Source organism: Salipiger sp. ABN3_019 (assembly GCF_056158605.1).
In genome coordinates this window covers 385,768-401,605 of record NZ_JBSWTP010000010.1, presented here as the reverse complement: position 1 = coordinate 401,605, position 15,838 = coordinate 385,768, and the positions used below count along the sequence as shown (strand labels likewise).

The 15,838-nt window shown below is 67.2% G+C and carries 17 protein-coding genes; 9 read left to right on the top strand and 8 right to left on the bottom strand.

From position 1 onward, the window contains the following. The first annotated feature begins 45 nt into the window (after positions 1–45). The 4 genes from ACXAD2_RS23890 to ACXAD2_RS23875 all read left to right on the top strand — a co-directional run bounded on the left by ACXAD2_RS23890 (position 46) and on the right by ACXAD2_RS23875 (position 2,765). The gene (locus ACXAD2_RS23890) at positions 46–552 is read left to right on the top strand and encodes a DUF721 domain-containing protein (protein WP_224905209.1); all 507 of its coding nucleotides are present in this window, start codon (positions 46–48) and stop codon (positions 550–552) included. A gap of 36 nt (positions 553–588) precedes the next feature. Further along, positions 589–1,278: a DsbA family protein gene (locus tag ACXAD2_RS23885; RefSeq protein WP_066108723.1), complete on the top strand. Its 690-nt coding sequence runs from the start codon at positions 589–591 to the stop codon at positions 1,276–1,278. A gap of 205 nt (positions 1,279–1,483) precedes the next feature. Beyond that, positions 1,484–1,969, top strand: a complete 486-nt coding sequence (locus tag ACXAD2_RS23880) for a CYTH domain-containing protein (RefSeq protein ID WP_475176000.1) — start codon at positions 1,484–1,486, stop codon at positions 1,967–1,969. 100 nt (positions 1,970–2,069) lie between these two features. Then, entirely contained in the window at positions 2,070–2,765 is a 696-nt protein-coding gene (locus ACXAD2_RS23875) for a YoaK family protein (RefSeq protein ID WP_475175995.1), read from the top strand. 86 nt (positions 2,766–2,851) lie between these two features. Here the strand turns inward: ACXAD2_RS23875 and ACXAD2_RS23870 are convergent, their stop codons facing one another. From ACXAD2_RS23870 to aroA, 7 genes are all read right to left on the bottom strand, one after another. Beyond that, positions 2,852–3,979: a saccharopine dehydrogenase C-terminal domain-containing protein gene (locus ACXAD2_RS23870; RefSeq protein ID WP_475175992.1), complete on the bottom strand. Its 1,128-nt coding sequence runs from the start codon at positions 3,977–3,979 to the stop codon at positions 2,852–2,854. Then, positions 3,976–5,037: a saccharopine dehydrogenase gene (locus ACXAD2_RS23865; protein WP_475175990.1), complete on the bottom strand. Its 1,062-nt coding sequence runs from the start codon at positions 5,035–5,037 to the stop codon at positions 3,976–3,978. The genes ACXAD2_RS23870 and ACXAD2_RS23865 overlap by 4 nt, the downstream gene beginning before the upstream one ends. Positions 5,038–5,112: 75 nt before the next feature. Further along, entirely contained in the window at positions 5,113–5,766 is a 654-nt protein-coding gene (locus ACXAD2_RS23860) for a histidine phosphatase family protein (RefSeq protein WP_475175984.1), read from the bottom strand. A 96-nt stretch (positions 5,767–5,862) separates the two neighbouring features. Next, on the bottom strand, positions 5,863–6,861 hold the full coding sequence (locus ACXAD2_RS23855) for an aldo/keto reductase (RefSeq protein ID WP_475175979.1): 999 nt from the start codon (positions 6,859–6,861) through the stop codon (positions 5,863–5,865). Next, a complete protein-coding gene (locus ACXAD2_RS23850) occupies positions 6,858–7,487 on the bottom strand; it encodes a (d)CMP kinase (RefSeq protein ID WP_475175976.1) in 630 nt (209 codons plus the stop codon). The genes ACXAD2_RS23855 and ACXAD2_RS23850 overlap by 4 nt, the downstream gene beginning before the upstream one ends. 90 nt (positions 7,488–7,577) lie before the next feature. Continuing rightward, the gene (locus ACXAD2_RS23845) at positions 7,578–8,081 is read right to left on the bottom strand and encodes a hypothetical protein (RefSeq protein WP_475175973.1); all 504 of its coding nucleotides are present in this window, start codon (positions 8,079–8,081) and stop codon (positions 7,578–7,580) included. Then, complete coding sequence (gene aroA / locus ACXAD2_RS23840; RefSeq protein ID WP_066108696.1) at positions 8,078–9,424, bottom strand: 3-phosphoshikimate 1-carboxyvinyltransferase; 1,347 nt, start codon at positions 9,422–9,424, stop codon at positions 8,078–8,080. Before aroA ends, ACXAD2_RS23845 begins: the two co-directional genes overlap by 4 nt. 289 nt (positions 9,425–9,713) lie before the next feature. Here aroA and ACXAD2_RS23835 point away from each other — a divergent pair, with 289 nt between their 5' ends. The 5 genes from ACXAD2_RS23835 (at position 9,714) to ACXAD2_RS23815 (ending at position 14,957) form a co-directional block, all read left to right on the top strand. After that, complete coding sequence (locus tag ACXAD2_RS23835; protein WP_475175971.1) at positions 9,714–10,931, top strand: MFS transporter; 1,218 nt, start codon at positions 9,714–9,716, stop codon at positions 10,929–10,931. A 286-nt stretch (positions 10,932–11,217) separates the two neighbouring features. Then, positions 11,218–12,156: a sulfurtransferase gene (locus ACXAD2_RS23830; protein WP_475175969.1), complete on the top strand. Its 939-nt coding sequence runs from the start codon at positions 11,218–11,220 to the stop codon at positions 12,154–12,156. Beyond that, entirely contained in the window at positions 12,156–13,295 is a 1,140-nt protein-coding gene (locus ACXAD2_RS23825; protein WP_475175966.1) for a YeeE/YedE family protein, read from the top strand. The genes ACXAD2_RS23830 and ACXAD2_RS23825 overlap by 1 nt, the downstream gene beginning before the upstream one ends. After that, complete coding sequence (locus tag ACXAD2_RS23820) at positions 13,292–13,456, top strand: hypothetical protein (RefSeq protein WP_193789552.1); 165 nt, start codon at positions 13,292–13,294, stop codon at positions 13,454–13,456. The genes ACXAD2_RS23825 and ACXAD2_RS23820 overlap by 4 nt, the downstream gene beginning before the upstream one ends. Before the next feature lie 520 nt (positions 13,457–13,976). After that, on the top strand, positions 13,977–14,957 hold the full coding sequence (locus ACXAD2_RS23815; protein ID WP_475175961.1) for an ABC transporter substrate-binding protein: 981 nt from the start codon (positions 13,977–13,979) through the stop codon (positions 14,955–14,957). A gap of 82 nt (positions 14,958–15,039) precedes the next feature. Here the strand turns inward: ACXAD2_RS23815 and ACXAD2_RS23810 are convergent, their stop codons facing one another. Then, positions 15,040–15,819, bottom strand: a complete 780-nt coding sequence (locus ACXAD2_RS23810; RefSeq protein WP_475175956.1) for an SDR family NAD(P)-dependent oxidoreductase — start codon at positions 15,817–15,819, stop codon at positions 15,040–15,042. Positions 15,820–15,838 lie beyond the last annotated feature (19 nt).

Below are 15,838 nucleotides of genomic sequence, written 5' to 3'. Positions count from 1 at the left end.
GTGAATGCGGGGTCACTAGAATAGGTCCGCAGAGAGGGATTTAAGATGGCACGGCGCAACACCACCACATATGGCTTCGCCAAGACATCGGGGCTGCTGAACGCGCAGATCCGCAAGGCGAGCGAGAGCCGCGGCTTCGCGCAGTCGCGGCTGCTGACCCATTGGGAAGAGATCGTCGGCGCCGATGTGGCCGCCATCGCTCGCCCGGTCGAGGTGAGCTATGGCCGCAAGGCCTTTGGCGCGACGCTAACCCTGCTCACCACCGGTGCCAACGCGCCGCTGCTGGAGATGCAGAAAGAGCAGCTGCGCGACAAGGTCAACGCGCTCTACGGCTACAATGCCATCGCCCGCATCCGCATCACCCAGACCGCCAGCACCGGCTTTGCCGAGGGCCGCGTCGCCTTTGGTCACGCGCAAAAGGTTGAAAAGCCAGAGCCCTCTCCCGAGATCAAAGCCGAGGCCCATCAGGTGGCCGGAGACATTCACGACGACGGGCTGCGGCAGGCACTGGAGCGTCTGGCTGGCAACGTCATTTCGAAATCGCGGCGCTGAACACGCCGTGACAAGGCAACCACAAGAGGACCTTACATGACCCGCATTCTTCCCGTCGCCGCGCTTGCGACCGCCTTCGCCCTTGGTGGCGGCTGGCTGCTCGAGGCGCCCCGCGTCACGCCCACGGGGATCGCCCTGCCCGGCGCGGCCGCCGCACAGGAGGCAAGCAGCGAGGCCAGCTCCGATGAAGCGCCCGAAATCATCGAGATGGTGAAGGGCGATGCCGACGCCCCCGTCGAGATCGTCGAATACGCCTCCTTCACCTGCCCGCACTGCGCGCGTTTCTCGAACGAGGTGCTGCCGCAGATCGAGGAGAACTACATCAAGACCGGCAAGGTCAAACTGGTCTACCGCGATGTCTATTTCGACAAATACGGCATGTGGGCGGCCATGGTCGCACGCTGCGGCGGCCCCGAGAAGTTCTTTGGCATCTCCGACATGATCTATGAGACGCAATCTTCGTGGGTCAAAGCGGGCTCGGATCAGGGCATCGCCGACGAGCTGCGCAAGATCGGCCTGATGGCTGGCATCGGCAAGGACAAGCTCGACGCCTGCATGAACGATGGCGCCAAGCTCAAGGCACTGGTCGAATGGTATCAGGAAAACGCCACGCGCGACGACATCTCGGCAACGCCTTCGTTCATCATCGACGGCAAGCCCTACTCGAACATGTCCTATGACGACTTCGCCGAAGTGCTCGACGAGCACTACGAAGCGGCGCAGTAATCACCGGAAGAACAACCCGGCACAGCGACGCGAGGCGCGCCCTTTGGGGCGCGCCTTTTTGGTGCCGCGACGGCACCTCGGTTCCCGCACTCTGAAATCGCCAAAAGCAGCCCGACGTAGCGTCTTTGTCTGTGGCCTTTCCCGAAAAGCGCGGCTAATCCATCGTTTGTAAACCGCCCAGTAATTAATCGAAGGCACCCCCGGCGTGGCGAAAGAAATCGAACGCAAGTTCCTCGTGACCCATGAGGGTTGGAAAGCCTCGATGACCAAGAGCGAGCGTTTGCGGGACGGGCTGATCGCGGCCGCGGGCGGGCGCAAGGCACGGGTCCGCTTTTACGATGACCGCGCCACGCTGTGCATCAAAGGTGCCCGCGTCGGCCTTGCACGCGATGAGTTCGAATACCCGATCCCGGCGCAAGACGCCGAAGAGATGCTGGCCTCGCATTGCGATGGCGAGGTGGTCGAGAAGACCCGCCACTACGTGCCGCACGGCGATCTTGTCTGGATGGTCGACGTCTACAGCGGCCTTCTGGCGGGCATCATCGTCACCGAGGTGGAACTGCCGCAGGTGGACACGCCTCTGACACTGCCGACCTGGGTCGGGCGCGAGGTCACCGGGCTGCAGGAATATCGCAAGATCAACATGGTCCGCGCCCGCCGCGGCGCGCGCGACAGCCTCCGCAGCGCTTGACGCCGGGTGTCCGGCGGCGCAACAGTTCCGACGCCGCGCCCCTGCCCCTGCCGCCCCCGGCACCAGGCGCCATCGGGATGCGCCGCGACAGGGAACCGACATGCTGATCCGCACCGGAGATGACCGCACGAGGCGCGTGGACCTGCTCCTCGCGGGGCTGCTGTCGTCGATCGCCGGGGCGCTCAACGCGGTCGGCTTTCTGATCGCTGGCTCTTTTACCGCCAATATGACCGGCAACGTCTCGGCCCTCGCCGATCACCTGGCCCACGGCGAGTTGCTCGCCGCTCTGGCCTTCGCCGCGCTCACCGCCGCCTTCGTCTGCGGCGCCGGGCTTGCCGCGCTTGGCGTGCAATGGGGGACGCGGCGGCGGATCGGTGCAATCTACGCTCTGGCGATCGCCGCAGAGGCCGGATTTCTCCTGGCTCTCGGCGCTGCCCTTATCAATGCGCCCGGCGGCGGATCGGAGCCCCTGCTTGTCTTGGGGCTGAGCTTTGTGATGGGCCTGCAGAACGCCGTCACGACGATGATCTCGAGCGCCCGCGTGCGCACCACGCATGTCTCGGGCATGGCCACAGATATCGGCATCGGACTGGCCGCGCTGCTCGGCGGCGAAACGGCAAGGCGCGAGGCGCTGCCGAAACTCACGCTGCACGGGCTGACGCTGGGCTGTTTCGCGCTCGGCGGCATCGCGGGGGCGCTGCTCTTCGGCTACGTCGGCAACTGGCTCTTCGTCATCGCCGCAGCAGCGCTGCTGCTGATCGCGCTCTCTGAACTGGCCCGCGCCCGCCGGATGTAAGCGCCAGCCACGCCCCTGCGCGTATAAAAAAGCCCCCGCAGCAAGCTGCGAGGGCGCCTTTGGAAAACGACCGGAGCCGCGCCGCCTCAGCCCGCCTCGTCGACGCGCATCATCCGCTGCGCAAGGCTTTCGACCCCGCCCAGCCAGCGCGTGACCAGCTTGGGATCCGAGGGCGCCGCCGAGACACCCGGCGCGATCTCGCGGTTCAGCACCGCCTCGATCGCCCAAGAGACCGGCATCGACACCAGCCGCGCCATGGCCGAGCCGCGCGCGTCGCCCCAGGCGTCCATCACCCAGGTCTTGTGCCAGACGGTCTCGCCCGCCTTTTCGGCCTTCAGCGTGACGCAGAGCACCACCCGGTCGGGCTCGCCCTCGGCATATTTGTTCTCGGCCAGCAACTCACCCGCCAGCGCCGAAAGCCGCGCGTCATCGGCGGTCTCGACCTCGGCGAAGACGTCCTTCCACGCCTCGGACCAGCCGTTGAGGCGCAGCGTGCCGCGCACGAAGTCCTTCACCTTCCAGTCCTCGCCGAACTCATACTGCGCGATGAACGGCAGCGAGTCGCGGTTGGGATAGACCTCGAAGCTCTCGGGCGGATCGAGCGGCGCGTCGTAGCGCGACAGCGCGTCCCACGGGCGCTGCACGTTCAGCTCTTCGAAGTGGCGGATCGAGCGCGAGGGCGAGCGCAGCGCCTTCAGCACGCCGACCGGCGCCCAAGAGAACTTGTAGCGGAAGGCGTTGGCCTCTTTCGGCACGCCGCCGCAATAGCTCAGGAAACTGATCTCATTGGCCGGATCAAACGCGTCGGACGCGCGATAGGCGGCGACAAGATCATGCGCCATCAGATGGTCGATGCCCGGGTCGAGCCCGACCTCATTGACCAGCGCAACACCGGCCTCTTTGGCCTTGGCGTCGAGCCCCTTCATTTCCGGCGAGATATAGGAGGACGAGACGAAATGCGCGCCCTTCTTGATGGCGATCTCGGCCAGCATCACGTGCCAATCCCCGGGCAGCATCGAGACAATCACGTCGCCCGGCTGCACCGCCAACTCGACCGCTTCGGGCGCGAAGGCGAGGATGCGGTTGGTCAGATCGCCGACCGCTTCGCGCGCCTTTGTCTCGGTGCGGTTCCACACCATGACGTCATGCCCGGCTTCGATCAGCCGCCGCAGCCCCGGGATGGATGAAAGTCCCGTTCCGCACCAATGGATCATGCAAGTTCCTCCGTAATATACGTCGTGTAAGTGTCGGCCGCGCGGCCCCACACACCCGCATCCAGCGCCGGAAGCGCCAGAAGATGCGGCAGCAGCTGCGCGGCAAAATCCTCCGAGCTCTCGCGGGGCAAGAGCGAGGGAAGGTTGTCGATGGCCATCACGTCGAGCGGCGGATCATCATGGACCCGCAGCGCCGGCGCCTGCCAGTCGGTGACGCGGTCATAGACCTTCACCGGCGAGAAGTCACTGTCGGGGTCGCAGGCGATGTCGCCGATGGCGCGAAGCTTGCGCGGCTCGAGGCTTGCCGCAGCGGGCACAAAGACCGGCGTGCCGGGCCGCGCGAGGATGCAGTTGAAAAAGACCTCATGCTCCAGCACCTGCGGGAACGGCCCGCCATGAGCGGTCTCGGCCATGTCCCATTTGGTGACCTGCAGCCCGAGCTTCTCGCAAAGATCGCTGGCGCCGGTGCCGACGCGCCCCAGCGCGCCGATGACCAGGGCCTTTGGCCGCACCCCGCCCGCTGCGTCGAGCGCGTCACGCACCGAAGCTTCCATCGCCCCGGCGCTCGGCCAGACCGAGACCGGCGCGCAGAGCCCGCCCTGCTGCTGCGCGGCATAGGACAGCAGCGTCACCGCCGCGCCCGCATAGCCCGCCCAATAGCCAAAGGCGGCGACGCGGCGGCCCTGATCGTCCACAAGATACTCAAGGTCATAAAGCGCCCCGCCACCCGCGACGAAGCGCTTCAGCAGCTGCTGCCCCGAGGGCTGGCCCTTGAAGGCATGGCCGAACATGATGTGGCGGTGGCGCAGCGGCGTGCCGTCCTCGGGCAATTCCTTGAGGCCGAAGATCAGCGCATCCTCGGGCGCCTCGGGCCAGCTGTTCTCGGGGGCGATCTCGGCGCCCGCGGCGCGATAGCCCTCGATGCCGATCACCCGCGCGCGGCTTTCCTCGACAGTGACCCGCAGCCCCGCCGCGACCAGCGCCTTCACACCCTCGGGCGTGACGCCCACCCGGTCCTCGTTCGCCCGTTGCTCGGCGCGCACCCACAGATGTGTCATGTTTCTCTCCACAGCCATCTTCCCCGCCTGCCTATAGAAAAGCGGGCCGGGGTGAAAGCCGCAGAGAGGCGCGCCTCAGATATGCGTCCGCGACAGCGCGCGCTCGGCGCTTTCAAGATGCGGCACGGCGTTGAACATCGTCAAGCACAGCCCGGTGGAAATCGGCTGGAAGCGGTGCACCGAGGTGTTCTCGATGGCAAGGCAGGCATGCGCCAGCGCCTTCATCTCAAGCCCCATGGTCACCCGCATCGCCATGCCGATGAGCCCGCCCGAGGTGACCACGACCGCGCGGCCGGAGCCAGCGCTGATCTCGGCCAGCACGTCATCCACCCGCGCCTCGAAATCGGCAAAACTCTCGGGTACGCCCTCGAGCCTGCCCTCGCGCCAATAGGTGAAGAGCTGCGGCAGATGCAGGATGAAGCCTTCGCGATCGGGCGGCAGCGCAATGCCGTGCTGCTGCTGCATGAGCTGCGCCATGGTGAAATATTCCAGCTCGTTCAGCCGCGCATCTTCCACCACCTCAAGACCCAGCTCCATCTCGGCCGCCGTCTCTTGGTGCCGCCGCAGCGTGCCACTATAGGCGCGGGCAAAGACCTCGCCGCTGCCGCGCATATGCGCCCCCAGCCAGCGCGCCTGCTGCTTGCCAAGCTCGCTCAGCCGGTCGTAATTGATCTCGTCCTTGGCATGGGTATTGGCCTGCCCGTGCCGCACGAGGGTGACATGCGACATGCCAGCCCCTTTCATTGTTCCAAAAACACGCCGGGGGTGAGCCGCGCAGCGGCGAGGGGGCCGCGCCCCCTGCCACGCTCACCGTCCGTGCAAACTTCAGCTATAGCTCTCCGGCCCGTTGGCCTGCGCCGCCGAGTAGCGGTCGCCATGCGCCCAGCCCACCGGCAGCACCTCTTCGATCCGCGCCAGATCCGTTGCCGAGAGCGTGATCTTCGTACCCGCCAGCAACTCTCTGAGGTGATCGACCGACCGCGTGCCGGGGATCGGGATGATGTGCTCGCCGCGGCTCAGCAGCCATGCGATCGACAGGCCCGCCGCGGGCACGCCCATCTCGGCAGCCAGCGCGCGGAACTTGTCGGTGATGGCGAGATTGGCCGTCAGGTTCGGTTCAACAAAGCGCGGGTTCACCGACATGAAGGCGCTTGCGGCCACCGCCTCGCGCGACAGCGGGTGATTGGTCAGCAGCGAGCGCCCCACGGGGGAGAAGGCGACCAGCGCGGTGCCAAGCTCGGCGCAGGCCTGCACCAGCCCCAGTTCGACGATCCGCGTCTGCAGCGAATACTCCGATTGCACCGCCGCAACGGGATGCACGGCGGCGGCGCGGCGCAGCGACGACGGCGCGATCTCGGAAAAGCCGAAGGCGGCGATCTTGCCCTTCTTCACGAGGCCGGCGAGCGTCTGCGTCACCTCCTCGATGGGCCGGGCCTGCTCGCGCCGGTGCACGTAGAACAGATCAACCTGCTCGATGCCGAGCCGCTGCAGCGAGCCATCAAGCTCGGCCTCCAGATGCTCGGGCGAATTGTCGTAGCAGCGCTTGCCCGCCGCATCCTTGGTGATCCCGGCCTTGGTGGCGATATGCAGCATCTCGCGCCCGCCTGAACGCGCCTTGAGCCAGCTGCCGATGGCCTTTTCCGAGCGCCCCATGCCGTAGACGTTGGAGGTGTCCACATGGCGCACCCCGGCCTCGACCGCCGCGTCGAGCACCGCATGCGAATTGGCCTCGGTGGTCTCGCCGTAAAAATCGGCGAAGGACATTGCCCCGATGCCGAAAGCGGGAAGCTCCGGCCCGCCTTGTCCCATACGCATCGTCTTCATGCCGTGCCCTCCCCTGCGGTGGCGCCGCGGGATACGATCGCGGCGATGGCCGCGGCGACCGCCGCGTCGATATCCATTTTCGAAGTGTCGATCATCACTGCGTCCTCCGCCGGTTTCAGCGGCGCGTCGGCGCGGGTGGCGTCGCGGTGGTCGCGCTCGCGGGTGTCGTTCAGCACCGTCTGGTAATCGGTCTCGGCGCCGCCCGCGACCAGTTCCTCGAACCGCCGCCGGGCACGCACCTCTGCGCTGGCGGTGACAAAGAGCTTGGCCTCGGCCTCGGGACAGATCACCGTGCCGATGTCGCGCCCGTCGAGCACCGCCCCGCCGTCGCGGCGGGCAAAGGCGCGCTGGAAGTCGAGCAGGGCCGCGCGCACCTCGGGGATCACCGCAACCCGCGAGGCGGCGATGCCCACATCGGCGGTGCGCAGCCCCTCAGCCTGCAGGTCCTCGGGCACCAGCGCCAGCGCGGCCTCGGTCGGATCGGTGCCGTCCAACATCTTGCGCCCCACGGCGCGATAGAGCAGCCCGGTGTCGAGATGCGCAAAGCCGAAATGCGCCGCCACGGCACGGCTGATCGTGCCCTTGCCGGCAGCCGCCGGCCCGTCGATGGCGATGGTAAAGGCCATGAGGTGTCCTTTCGTCAGATCGCGGTCTTTATCGCCCGCTGCCCGGCGCCCTTCAAGCAGACACCCGGCCAGCCCCCCGGCGCGTCCCGCTCAGCGTTTCGGCCCCTGCCGCCAAAGGCTGAACAGCATCACGCCGCAGATTGCCAGCAGGACGAACTTCAGCCGGGTGAAGAGGCTCGCCCAATCCACCAACGCATGGTCAAGCGCGACAGGCCCGCGCAGCAACATCTCGTTGATCAACAGGTTCTCGGCGGCGTCCGCGCCGATCCACGCCAGCGCCAGCAGCACGAAGACCCCGCGCCGCCACCAGGCACGTCCACGCGACAGCGCGACAGCCCCGAGGATCATCGTAATGCCGAAGGCCACGCGGAAGGCGAGCCCCAGCCAGCGCATCTCGAGCAGATAGACTGCACGGGCGCGTTCGCTCAGCGCCAGCAGGTATTGCTGCGCGTCGAGGGCGGAATAGCCGAGCGCGCGCAGATCGAAGGGCAGCAGCCCGCTGGCACCGGGCCAGAGCACGGTGGCGGCATAATACCCCATGCACAGCAGCAGCGCGGCGGCCAGCGCCGCGACGACCGGCAGCAGGCGGCTCACGCCTCGCGGCCCAGATCGGCACCCAGCGAGGTCATCAGGTTTTCGAAGATCGGGAAGGAGGTGGCGATCGGACCGCCGTCATCGACGCGCACCGGCTCTTCGGTGGCCAGCCCCATCACGAGGAAGGACATGGCGATGCGGTGGTCGAGATGGCTCTGCGCCGTGGCGCCGCCTTTCACGTCGCCGAAGCCACGGCCATGCACCGTCCACCAATCCTCGCCCTCGTCGACCTCCACGCCGTTGAGGCGCAGGCCCGTGGCCATGGCGTCGATGCGGTCGCTTTCCTTCACCCGCAGTTCCTTGACGCCGGGCATATGGGTCTTGCCCTGCGCGAAGGCCGCGACCACCGACAGCACCGGATATTCATCGATCATGCTGGCAGCGCGCTCGGCGGGAACTTCGATGCCCTTGAGATCGGGCGAGAATTTGGCGCGCAGATCGGCGACGGGCTCGCCGCCCTCTTCGCGCATGTTCTCGAAGGTCAGATCGGCGCCCATCTCCTGCAGGGTAAAAAACAGCCCCGCGCGGGTGGGGTTGAGGCCGATGTTGGGCACCAGCACGTCCGACCCCTCGGTGATCAGCGCGGCGCAGACCGGGAAGGCCGCCGATGAAGGATCGCGCGGCACGATGATGGTCTGCGGCTTCAGCTCGGGCTGACCCACAAGCGTGATCACCCGGCCCTCGTCGGTCTCTTCGGTGGTGACCTGCGCGCCAAAACCGGTGAGCATCCGCTCGGAGTGATCGCGGGTCGCCTCGCGCTCGATCACCACGGTCTCGCCGGGGGCGTTGAGCCCGGCCAGCAGCACCGCCGATTTCACCTGCGCCGAGGGCACCGGGGTGGCGTAGCGCACCGGGATCGCATCGGCAGCGCCGACGATGGTCATCGGCAGCCGCCCGCCCGAACGCCCGTAGGCGCGCGCGCCGAACAGCGCCAGCGGATCGGTGACGCGGGCCATGGGCCTCTTGTTCAGCGACGCGTCGCCGGTGAACGTGGCGGTGATCGGCGTTGTGGCCATGGCGCCCATGATCAGCCGCACGCCGGTGCCGGAGTTGCCGCAATCGATGACATTGCCCGGCTCGGCAAAGCCGCCAACGCCGACGCCATGCACATGCCATGTGTCGCCGCGCTTTTCGACTTCGGCGCCGAAGGCTTGCATCGCCTTGGCGGTGTCGAGCACGTCCTGCCCTTCGAGCAGTCCGGTCACCTTTGTCTCGCCCACCGCCATCGCGCCTAGGATCAGCGACCGGTGCGAGATCGACTTGTCGCCGGGCACGTTGGCCTCGCCCTTAAGTCCCGCAGATTTGCGGGCAATCATCGGAATGGGGTCCCCGTGGCTCGACATGGCGCCTCTCCTGTTATCGCTCGCGCGCCTGATAGCAGCGCGATGCGCCTGCGTCCATCGCCCGTGACCCGTACGAGCGGTCCTGTCGAGGCGATGCGGCACCGGGGCCGCGATAAACCCGCGCGCATTCGTGCCTGACCTTGCGCAAATCCCCGGCAGCCAACACAAATTTCCGCGATCCCACTTGCTCGCCGGGTTGCCCGCCCCATGCGACCGCCCTAGCTGTGGACGCAGGGAGGGGCACACCCGGGATCCCTTTTCCGATTCCCAGAACACGAAGTAGGTTTGCATGACCGATACAACGGCCGAACACGCCGCTGGCCAGACGGCGCGCGTCGCGAAGGAATTGTCGGCACGCATGGTGCTCTTCGCGCTGTCCTTGGGCGGCTTCGCCATCGGCACCACCGAGTTCGCCTCGATGGCGCTTCTGCCCAGCTTTGCCAGCGATCTCGGCGTCAGCGAGGCGCGCGCCGCCGATGCGATCAGCGCCTATGCGCTCGGCGTCGTCGTCGGCGCGCCGGTGCTGGCCGTGGCCGGCGCCAAGATGCGCAAGCGCATGCTGCTGATTTGGCTGATGCTCGCCTTCGCCCTCTTCAACACGCTCTCGGCGATCGCCCCAAGCTTCGGGCTGTTCACCGTCTCGCGCTTTTTCTCGGGACTGCCGCATGGCGCCTACTTCGGCGTCGCCGCGCTGGTCGCCGCCTCGATCGTGCCGCGCAACAAGCGGGCCACAGCGGTCTCGCGGGTGTTTCTGGGCCTTAGCATCGCCACCACCATCGGCGTGCCCGCAGCAAGCTGGATGAGCCAATACATCGGCTGGCGTTCGGGCTTTGCGGTGGTCGGCGCGCTGTCGCTGGCGACCGCGCTGGCGGTCTATCTGAAAGCCCCGCGCACCCCGGCGGACCCCAACGCCAACCCGCTGCGCGAGTTGGGCGCCCTCAAGAACCGGCAGGTCTGGCTGACGCTGGCCACCGGCGCGGTGGGCTTTGGCGGGTTCTTTTCGGTCTACACCTATATCGCCTCGACGGTGAAAACCACGTTGGGCGCCTCAGACGACATGGTGGCGCTGATGCTGATGGTGGCCGGGTTCGGCATGATCATCTTCAACCTCGCGATGGGGGCCTTGGCCGACCGCAACCTCAACCTCACCGCCTATGCGGCCTTTGGCGGCGGCGCGGTGGTGCTGGCGCTGTTTCCCACCGCCGTGGCTGGCGGGCTCTGGACCATGGGCATCGCGGTGCTGTGCATCAGTGTGCTGGGCGGCGTTTCGACGGTGATGCAGACGCGGCTGATGAACGTCGCTGGCGAGGCGCAGCAGCTTGCCGCCGCGCTGCACCACGCGGCCTTCAATGTCGCCAATGCGGTGGGCCCGTTCCTTGCCGCGCGGGTGATTGCTGCCGGGCATGATTTCCCGGCCTCGGGCTATGTCGGCGCGGCGCTGAGCGCGAGCGGCTTCGTGCTCTTTGCCATCACCCTCTGGGACGCCCGACGCAGCGGACTCGAGTGAGCGATACGCCCGGCAGAGCGCGCTTTGCCAGGCAGCGCGCCGGAACAGGCTCAGCCGTGCGCTCTGCCTTCATCGCTGAAATAAGAACAGCGTCTTGCACGCCCCGCTGCAAGTGGGAGGGTTTCCCGGGCTTGGCGCTCTGCCAAATCACCGGTCCATGCTAGGCTTGCATGCCGGAGCGCTGTCCCTCCTCCGGCGCGGGCGCGGCGCGGCCGAGCCCTTGCCGCCCGCCGCCTGCGGGACGAAATAAGGCCCAAATCAGAAGACACTCCGAAAGGCCACTCCCATGATGTACAAAGCATTTGCCCTCAGTGCCGCGATCACCGGTCTTTGCGCATCCACCGCGCTGGCCGCCACTCTCGGCCCGCTGGTCTCGGCCTCCGAGCTTGAGACCGCCCTTGCCGACACCGATGCGCCCACCGTGCTCGACATCCGCGGCGATGCCTATGCCGATGGCCACATCGAAGGCGCGGTCGCCGCGCCCTACGGCCTGTTCCGCGGCCCGTCCGAGAACCCCGGCGCGACGGTTCCCGTCGACCAGCTGGAGGCCACCTACGAAGAGCTGGGCCTGCAAACCGACGCGCCCATCGTGATCGTCGCGCAGGGCGCCACCGACACCGAGTTCGGCGCCGCAGCCCGCGTCTACTGGACGCTGAAAAGCTCTGGCTTCACCGAGCTGTCGATCCTCAACGGCGGCGCGCAGGCCTGGGTCAACGCTGGGCTGCCGGTCAGCAAGGACGCCGTGACGCCCGAGCCGACCGAGCTGGACATCAGCTGGAACGACGCCTGGACCGCCGAGACCCCCGAGGTCGCCGACGTGGTGGCAGGCGAGCAGCAGGCGCTGCTGCTCGACGCCCGTCCCGAGGCCTTCTACGAGGGCAAGAAGGCGCATGGTGCCGCAGAAAAGCCCGGCACCCTGCCCGGCGCCGAGAACTACCCCTACACCCGCTTCTTCCAGAGCGGCGCTACCGCCATCGGCCAGATCTCGGACGTGCAGGAACTCAAAGCCTCGCTTGGCGTCAGCGACGGGCAAGAGATCGTCTCGTTCTGCAACACCGGCCACTGGGCGGCGACCAACTGGTTCGCGCTGAGCGAGATGGCGGGCCTCGAGAACGTCAAGCTCTACCCCGGCTCGATGGTGGAATACTCCAAGACCGGCGGTGAGATGCAGAACGCGCCGGGCCTCTTTCGCAACCTCCTGAACCAAGTCACCGGGGGCAACTGATGAGCCAAGCAAGCATTTCGGGGGCGGCGCAGACCGCCCCTGCAAGCGCCATCGGAAAGCGCGCCGGGCTGATCCTCGGCGCGCTTGTGCTCGTGGCGCTGGTCTCGCTGTTCGCCGGGGCGCGTTACGGGTTGCTGCTGGCCATCGGGCTCGGCTTCGGCATCGCACTCGAAGGCATGCGCTTCGGCTTTGCCGGGCCGTGGCGGGCGATGATCCTGCGCCGTGAACCCTCGGGGGTGCTGGCTCAGCTGCTGTCTATCGCGCTGGTTTCGGTGGTCGCCATCCCGCTGCTGACCAGCCACGCCGGGGAACTCATGGGCGCGCAGGCCCCCATCGGCTTTGCCATGGTCGGCGGCGCCTTCGTCTTTGGCGCCTGCATGCAGATCGTACTGGGCTGCGGCTCGGGCACGCTGGTCAACGCGGGCAGCGGCAACCCCGTCAGCCTGCTGGCCCTGCCCTTCTTCGCCCTCGGCAGCTTTGCCGGAGCTTACAACCTGATCTGGTGGACCGGCCTCGGCTCACTGCCCATCCTCACCCTCTCGGGCACCACCGGCCTTGGCGTGACGCTGGTGCTGCTGGCCATTGCTGCCGCGATCTTCCTGTGGCGCGCGGCACCGGGCACGGTGAAACTGAGCCGCCGCCATGCCATCGCCGCCGTCCTGCTGGCGCTACTCGCCATTGGCAACCTGCTGGTCGCGGGGCAGCCGTGGGGCGTGGTCTATGGGCTCGGGCTCTGGGTCGCCAAAGGCTATGCCGCGCTTGGCGGAGACCTTTCGGCCTCGGCCTTCTGGGCGGCGCCGGGCTCGATGGAGCGGGTGCAGTCGAGCGTGCTGACCGACTATACCTCGCTCACCGACATCGGCATCATCGCGGGTGCCTTCGGTGTCGCCGCATGGCGGCGCGGCGCGCTGGCGGCCAAGCTGCCCAGCTACCCGGCGCGGGCATGGATCGCGACCATCGTCGCGGGCTTCTTGCTAGGCTACTCGTCGCGGCTGGCCTTTGGCTGCAATGTCGGGGCGTTCTTCTCGGGCATCTCCACCGGCAGCCTGCACGGCTGGGTGTGGTTCGTCGCGGCCTTCGCGGGCGCGTTCCTCGGCATCCGGCTGCGGCCGCTGCTGGGACTGGAGGCGCGCTCATGACCCGCGCTTTCACTGCCTCGCTCGCCCTGCTGCTGCTGGCCGCGCTGCTGGCCTTCGATCTCGCAAACTGGGCGCCCAACCCCTATCAGGCCCCGGCCATGCTGGCCTTCGGCTCAGGCAGCGTCGCCAGCGGCGGCTTCTGCGGCGCGCTTCCCAATTGAGCCTGCCTCAACCGCCGGGCGCAGGCCCGGCGACCAACTGAAGGCGCGTCCCTCTCGGCAGGGGCGCGCCTTTTTGTTTCGGCCCAAGCAGAGCCGATTCCCCGTCAGAGAGCCCCACGAAATAAGGCCCAACTGCGCTTTTTGCGAAAAATTCACCCCTCATCTTCTAGGGTCTGGGCAGGGTTCGCGTGTGTGTAAACGGTAGTTTGGTAGACCCTGCCCCTCGGATCCGCCCAGCCATTTCGCTGGCCCGGGGGGCCGATCATTTCGATTGGCGATTTTCATAGCTCAGCCCGGCATGGCCCCGCGCCTGCCGGGCTTATTAGTCCGGGGGCCCCGCGGCTGCGCCTTTGCCACCTTCCAACCTAGTCCGGCTCCGGGGGTGTCATTCCCGGCGAAACACTCTATGTAGCTGCCCTACAACCCATAACATCAAACTCTGGCGATGCCGGAGCCCCCGGTGACGGCCTGACGCCTCGCCGGGGTGCGACGCATCGTGACCTGACCCAACAGGGGACTTATGAAGAAATACCTAACGACCACCGCCCTCACCCTCACTGCCCTGACCCTCTCGACCGCCGCACAGGCGCAGGATGACAGCTGCGGCGAGGTCTCGATCACCGAGATGGGCTGGGCGTCGGCCTCGGTGGTAACCAATGTCGCCGATTTCATCCTCACCCAAGGCTACGGCTGCGACGTGACCGTCGTACCCTCCGACACGATCCCCGCGATGACCTCGGTGGCCGAGAACGGCGATCCGGACATTGTCACCGAGCTTTGGATCAACGGCGCGGGCGCGGCCTATGACCGGCTCACCGGCGAGGGCAATCTGATCGAGCTGGGTTCGGTGCTGGAACCGGGCGGGATCGACGGCTGGTATGTGCCCGCCTATCTGGTCGAAGAGCACCCCGAGCTCGCCACGATCGACGGCATCCTCGAGAACCCCGAACTGGTCGGCGGGCGCTTCCACAACTGCCCCGAGGGCTGGGGCTGCCGCACCATCAACGACAACATGCTGCCGGTCTTCGGCGTCGAGGAGGCGGGGATCGAGATCTTCGACCACGGCTCGGGCGAGACGCTGGCGACCTCCATCGCGGCAGCCTACGAGGATCACGAGCCGTGGTTCGGCTATTACTGGGCGCCGACCGCCGTGCTGGGCAAATACGACATGGTGCGCGTCGACATGGGCGAATTCGTCGAGGAATCCTATGAGGCGGCGCAGGACGAAGGTGCGACCGGCCTTGTGCGCAGCTCCTACCCGCCCGCCCCGGTGAAGACCGCCGTCACCGACAGCTTTCAGGAAGAGCACCCCGAACTGGCGGATTTCCTGTCGAAAATGTCCTTCCCGGTGGACGACATGAACGACATCCTGCGCTGGATGGACGACAACTCGGCCTCGGGCGAGGAAGGCGCAGTCTACTTCCTGACCTCGCAGCCCGACGTCTGGGCGACCTGGCTGGATGATGCCGCGCGCGAGCGTCTGGCAGCCGTTCTGCAGTAAGGCCGCGGCCCCTTTGGGGGACCGCAACCAAGGGGCCGGCCCGCGCTCAGCGCGTGGCCGGCCCTGTGCTTTCAGGGAAGGCTCAGAGACCCTGACCGCCCGACAGTTCGACCCGCTGCCCCGACATCCAGCCCATGCCGTCCGACAGCAGCGCCGCGACACCGGCACCGATATCCTCGGGCTCGCCGACGCGGCCAAGGGCGATCATGCCCGCCACCTTGGCGTTGACCTCGGCGTTGTCGCGCACGACGCCGCCGCTGAAATCGGTGGCGATGGCGCCCGGCGCAAGGCAATTCACCCGGATGCCACGCGGCCCCAGTTCCTGCGCCGCGTAACGGGTCAACACCTCCACCGCGCCTTTCATCGAGGCATAGGCCCCATAGCCCGGCAGGGTGAAACGGGCGAGCCCCGAGGAGACGAAGAGCACCGCCCCGCCATCCGCGATCATCGGCAGCAGCGCCTGCGTCAGCAGGAAGGGCGTGCGCAGATGCACGCGGTAGAGAAGGTCAAGCTGCGCCGCCTCGGTCTCGGCGATGGCGCGGTTGTAGCCGATCCCCGCGTTGTTCAGCAGGAAGTCGAAACTCTCGCGCCCGAAGGTCTGCTGCAGCGCCCCGGCGAGGCTCGCGGCGAAAGCGCCGAAGTCTTCGGCCTCGGCATCGAAGGGCAGCATCACCGCGCTGACACCTTCCGCTTCGATCTCGCGCGCCACCTCGTCGGCAGCCGCTTTCGAGCTGTTGTAGGTGCCGATCACATGAACGCCGGCGCGGGCGAGATGCAGCGCGGCGGATCGGCCGAGGCCGCGGCTCGCGCCAGTGATGAGAGCGATCTTTCCCGAAGTCATTTCAGAAATCTTACCAGTCATGAGAGGGTCCTTTGCGCTG

Coding starts and splice junctions, on each gene's coding strand:
- ACXAD2_RS23860 (WP_475175984.1), bottom strand. CDS start 5,766: ATGTCGCATGTCACCCTCGTGCGGCACGGGCAGGCCAATACCCATGCC.
- ACXAD2_RS23865 (WP_475175990.1), bottom strand. CDS start 5,037: ATGACACATCTGTGGGTGCGCGCCGAGCAACGGGCGAACGAGGACCGG.
- ACXAD2_RS23830 (WP_475175969.1), top strand. CDS start 11,218: ATGATGTACAAAGCATTTGCCCTCAGTGCCGCGATCACCGGTCTTTGC.
- ACXAD2_RS23885 (WP_066108723.1), top strand. CDS start 589: ATGACCCGCATTCTTCCCGTCGCCGCGCTTGCGACCGCCTTCGCCCTT.
- ACXAD2_RS23835 (WP_475175971.1), top strand. CDS start 9,714: ATGACCGATACAACGGCCGAACACGCCGCTGGCCAGACGGCGCGCGTC.
- ACXAD2_RS23825 (WP_475175966.1), top strand. CDS start 12,156: ATGAGCCAAGCAAGCATTTCGGGGGCGGCGCAGACCGCCCCTGCAAGC.
- ACXAD2_RS23855 (WP_475175979.1), bottom strand. CDS start 6,861: ATGAAGACGATGCGTATGGGACAAGGCGGGCCGGAGCTTCCCGCTTTC.
- ACXAD2_RS23815 (WP_475175961.1), top strand. CDS start 13,977: ATGAAGAAATACCTAACGACCACCGCCCTCACCCTCACTGCCCTGACC.
- ACXAD2_RS23820 (WP_193789552.1), top strand. CDS start 13,292: ATGACCCGCGCTTTCACTGCCTCGCTCGCCCTGCTGCTGCTGGCCGCG.
- ACXAD2_RS23850 (WP_475175976.1), bottom strand. CDS start 7,487: ATGGCCTTTACCATCGCCATCGACGGGCCGGCGGCTGCCGGCAAGGGC.
- ACXAD2_RS23875 (WP_475175995.1), top strand. CDS start 2,070: ATGCTGATCCGCACCGGAGATGACCGCACGAGGCGCGTGGACCTGCTC.
- ACXAD2_RS23810 (WP_475175956.1), bottom strand. CDS start 15,819: ATGACTGGTAAGATTTCTGAAATGACTTCGGGAAAGATCGCTCTCATC.
- ACXAD2_RS23890 (WP_224905209.1), top strand. CDS start 46: ATGGCACGGCGCAACACCACCACATATGGCTTCGCCAAGACATCGGGG.
- aroA (WP_066108696.1), bottom strand. CDS start 9,424: ATGTCGAGCCACGGGGACCCCATTCCGATGATTGCCCGCAAATCTGCG.
- ACXAD2_RS23870 (WP_475175992.1), bottom strand. CDS start 3,979: ATGATCCATTGGTGCGGAACGGGACTTTCATCCATCCCGGGGCTGCGG.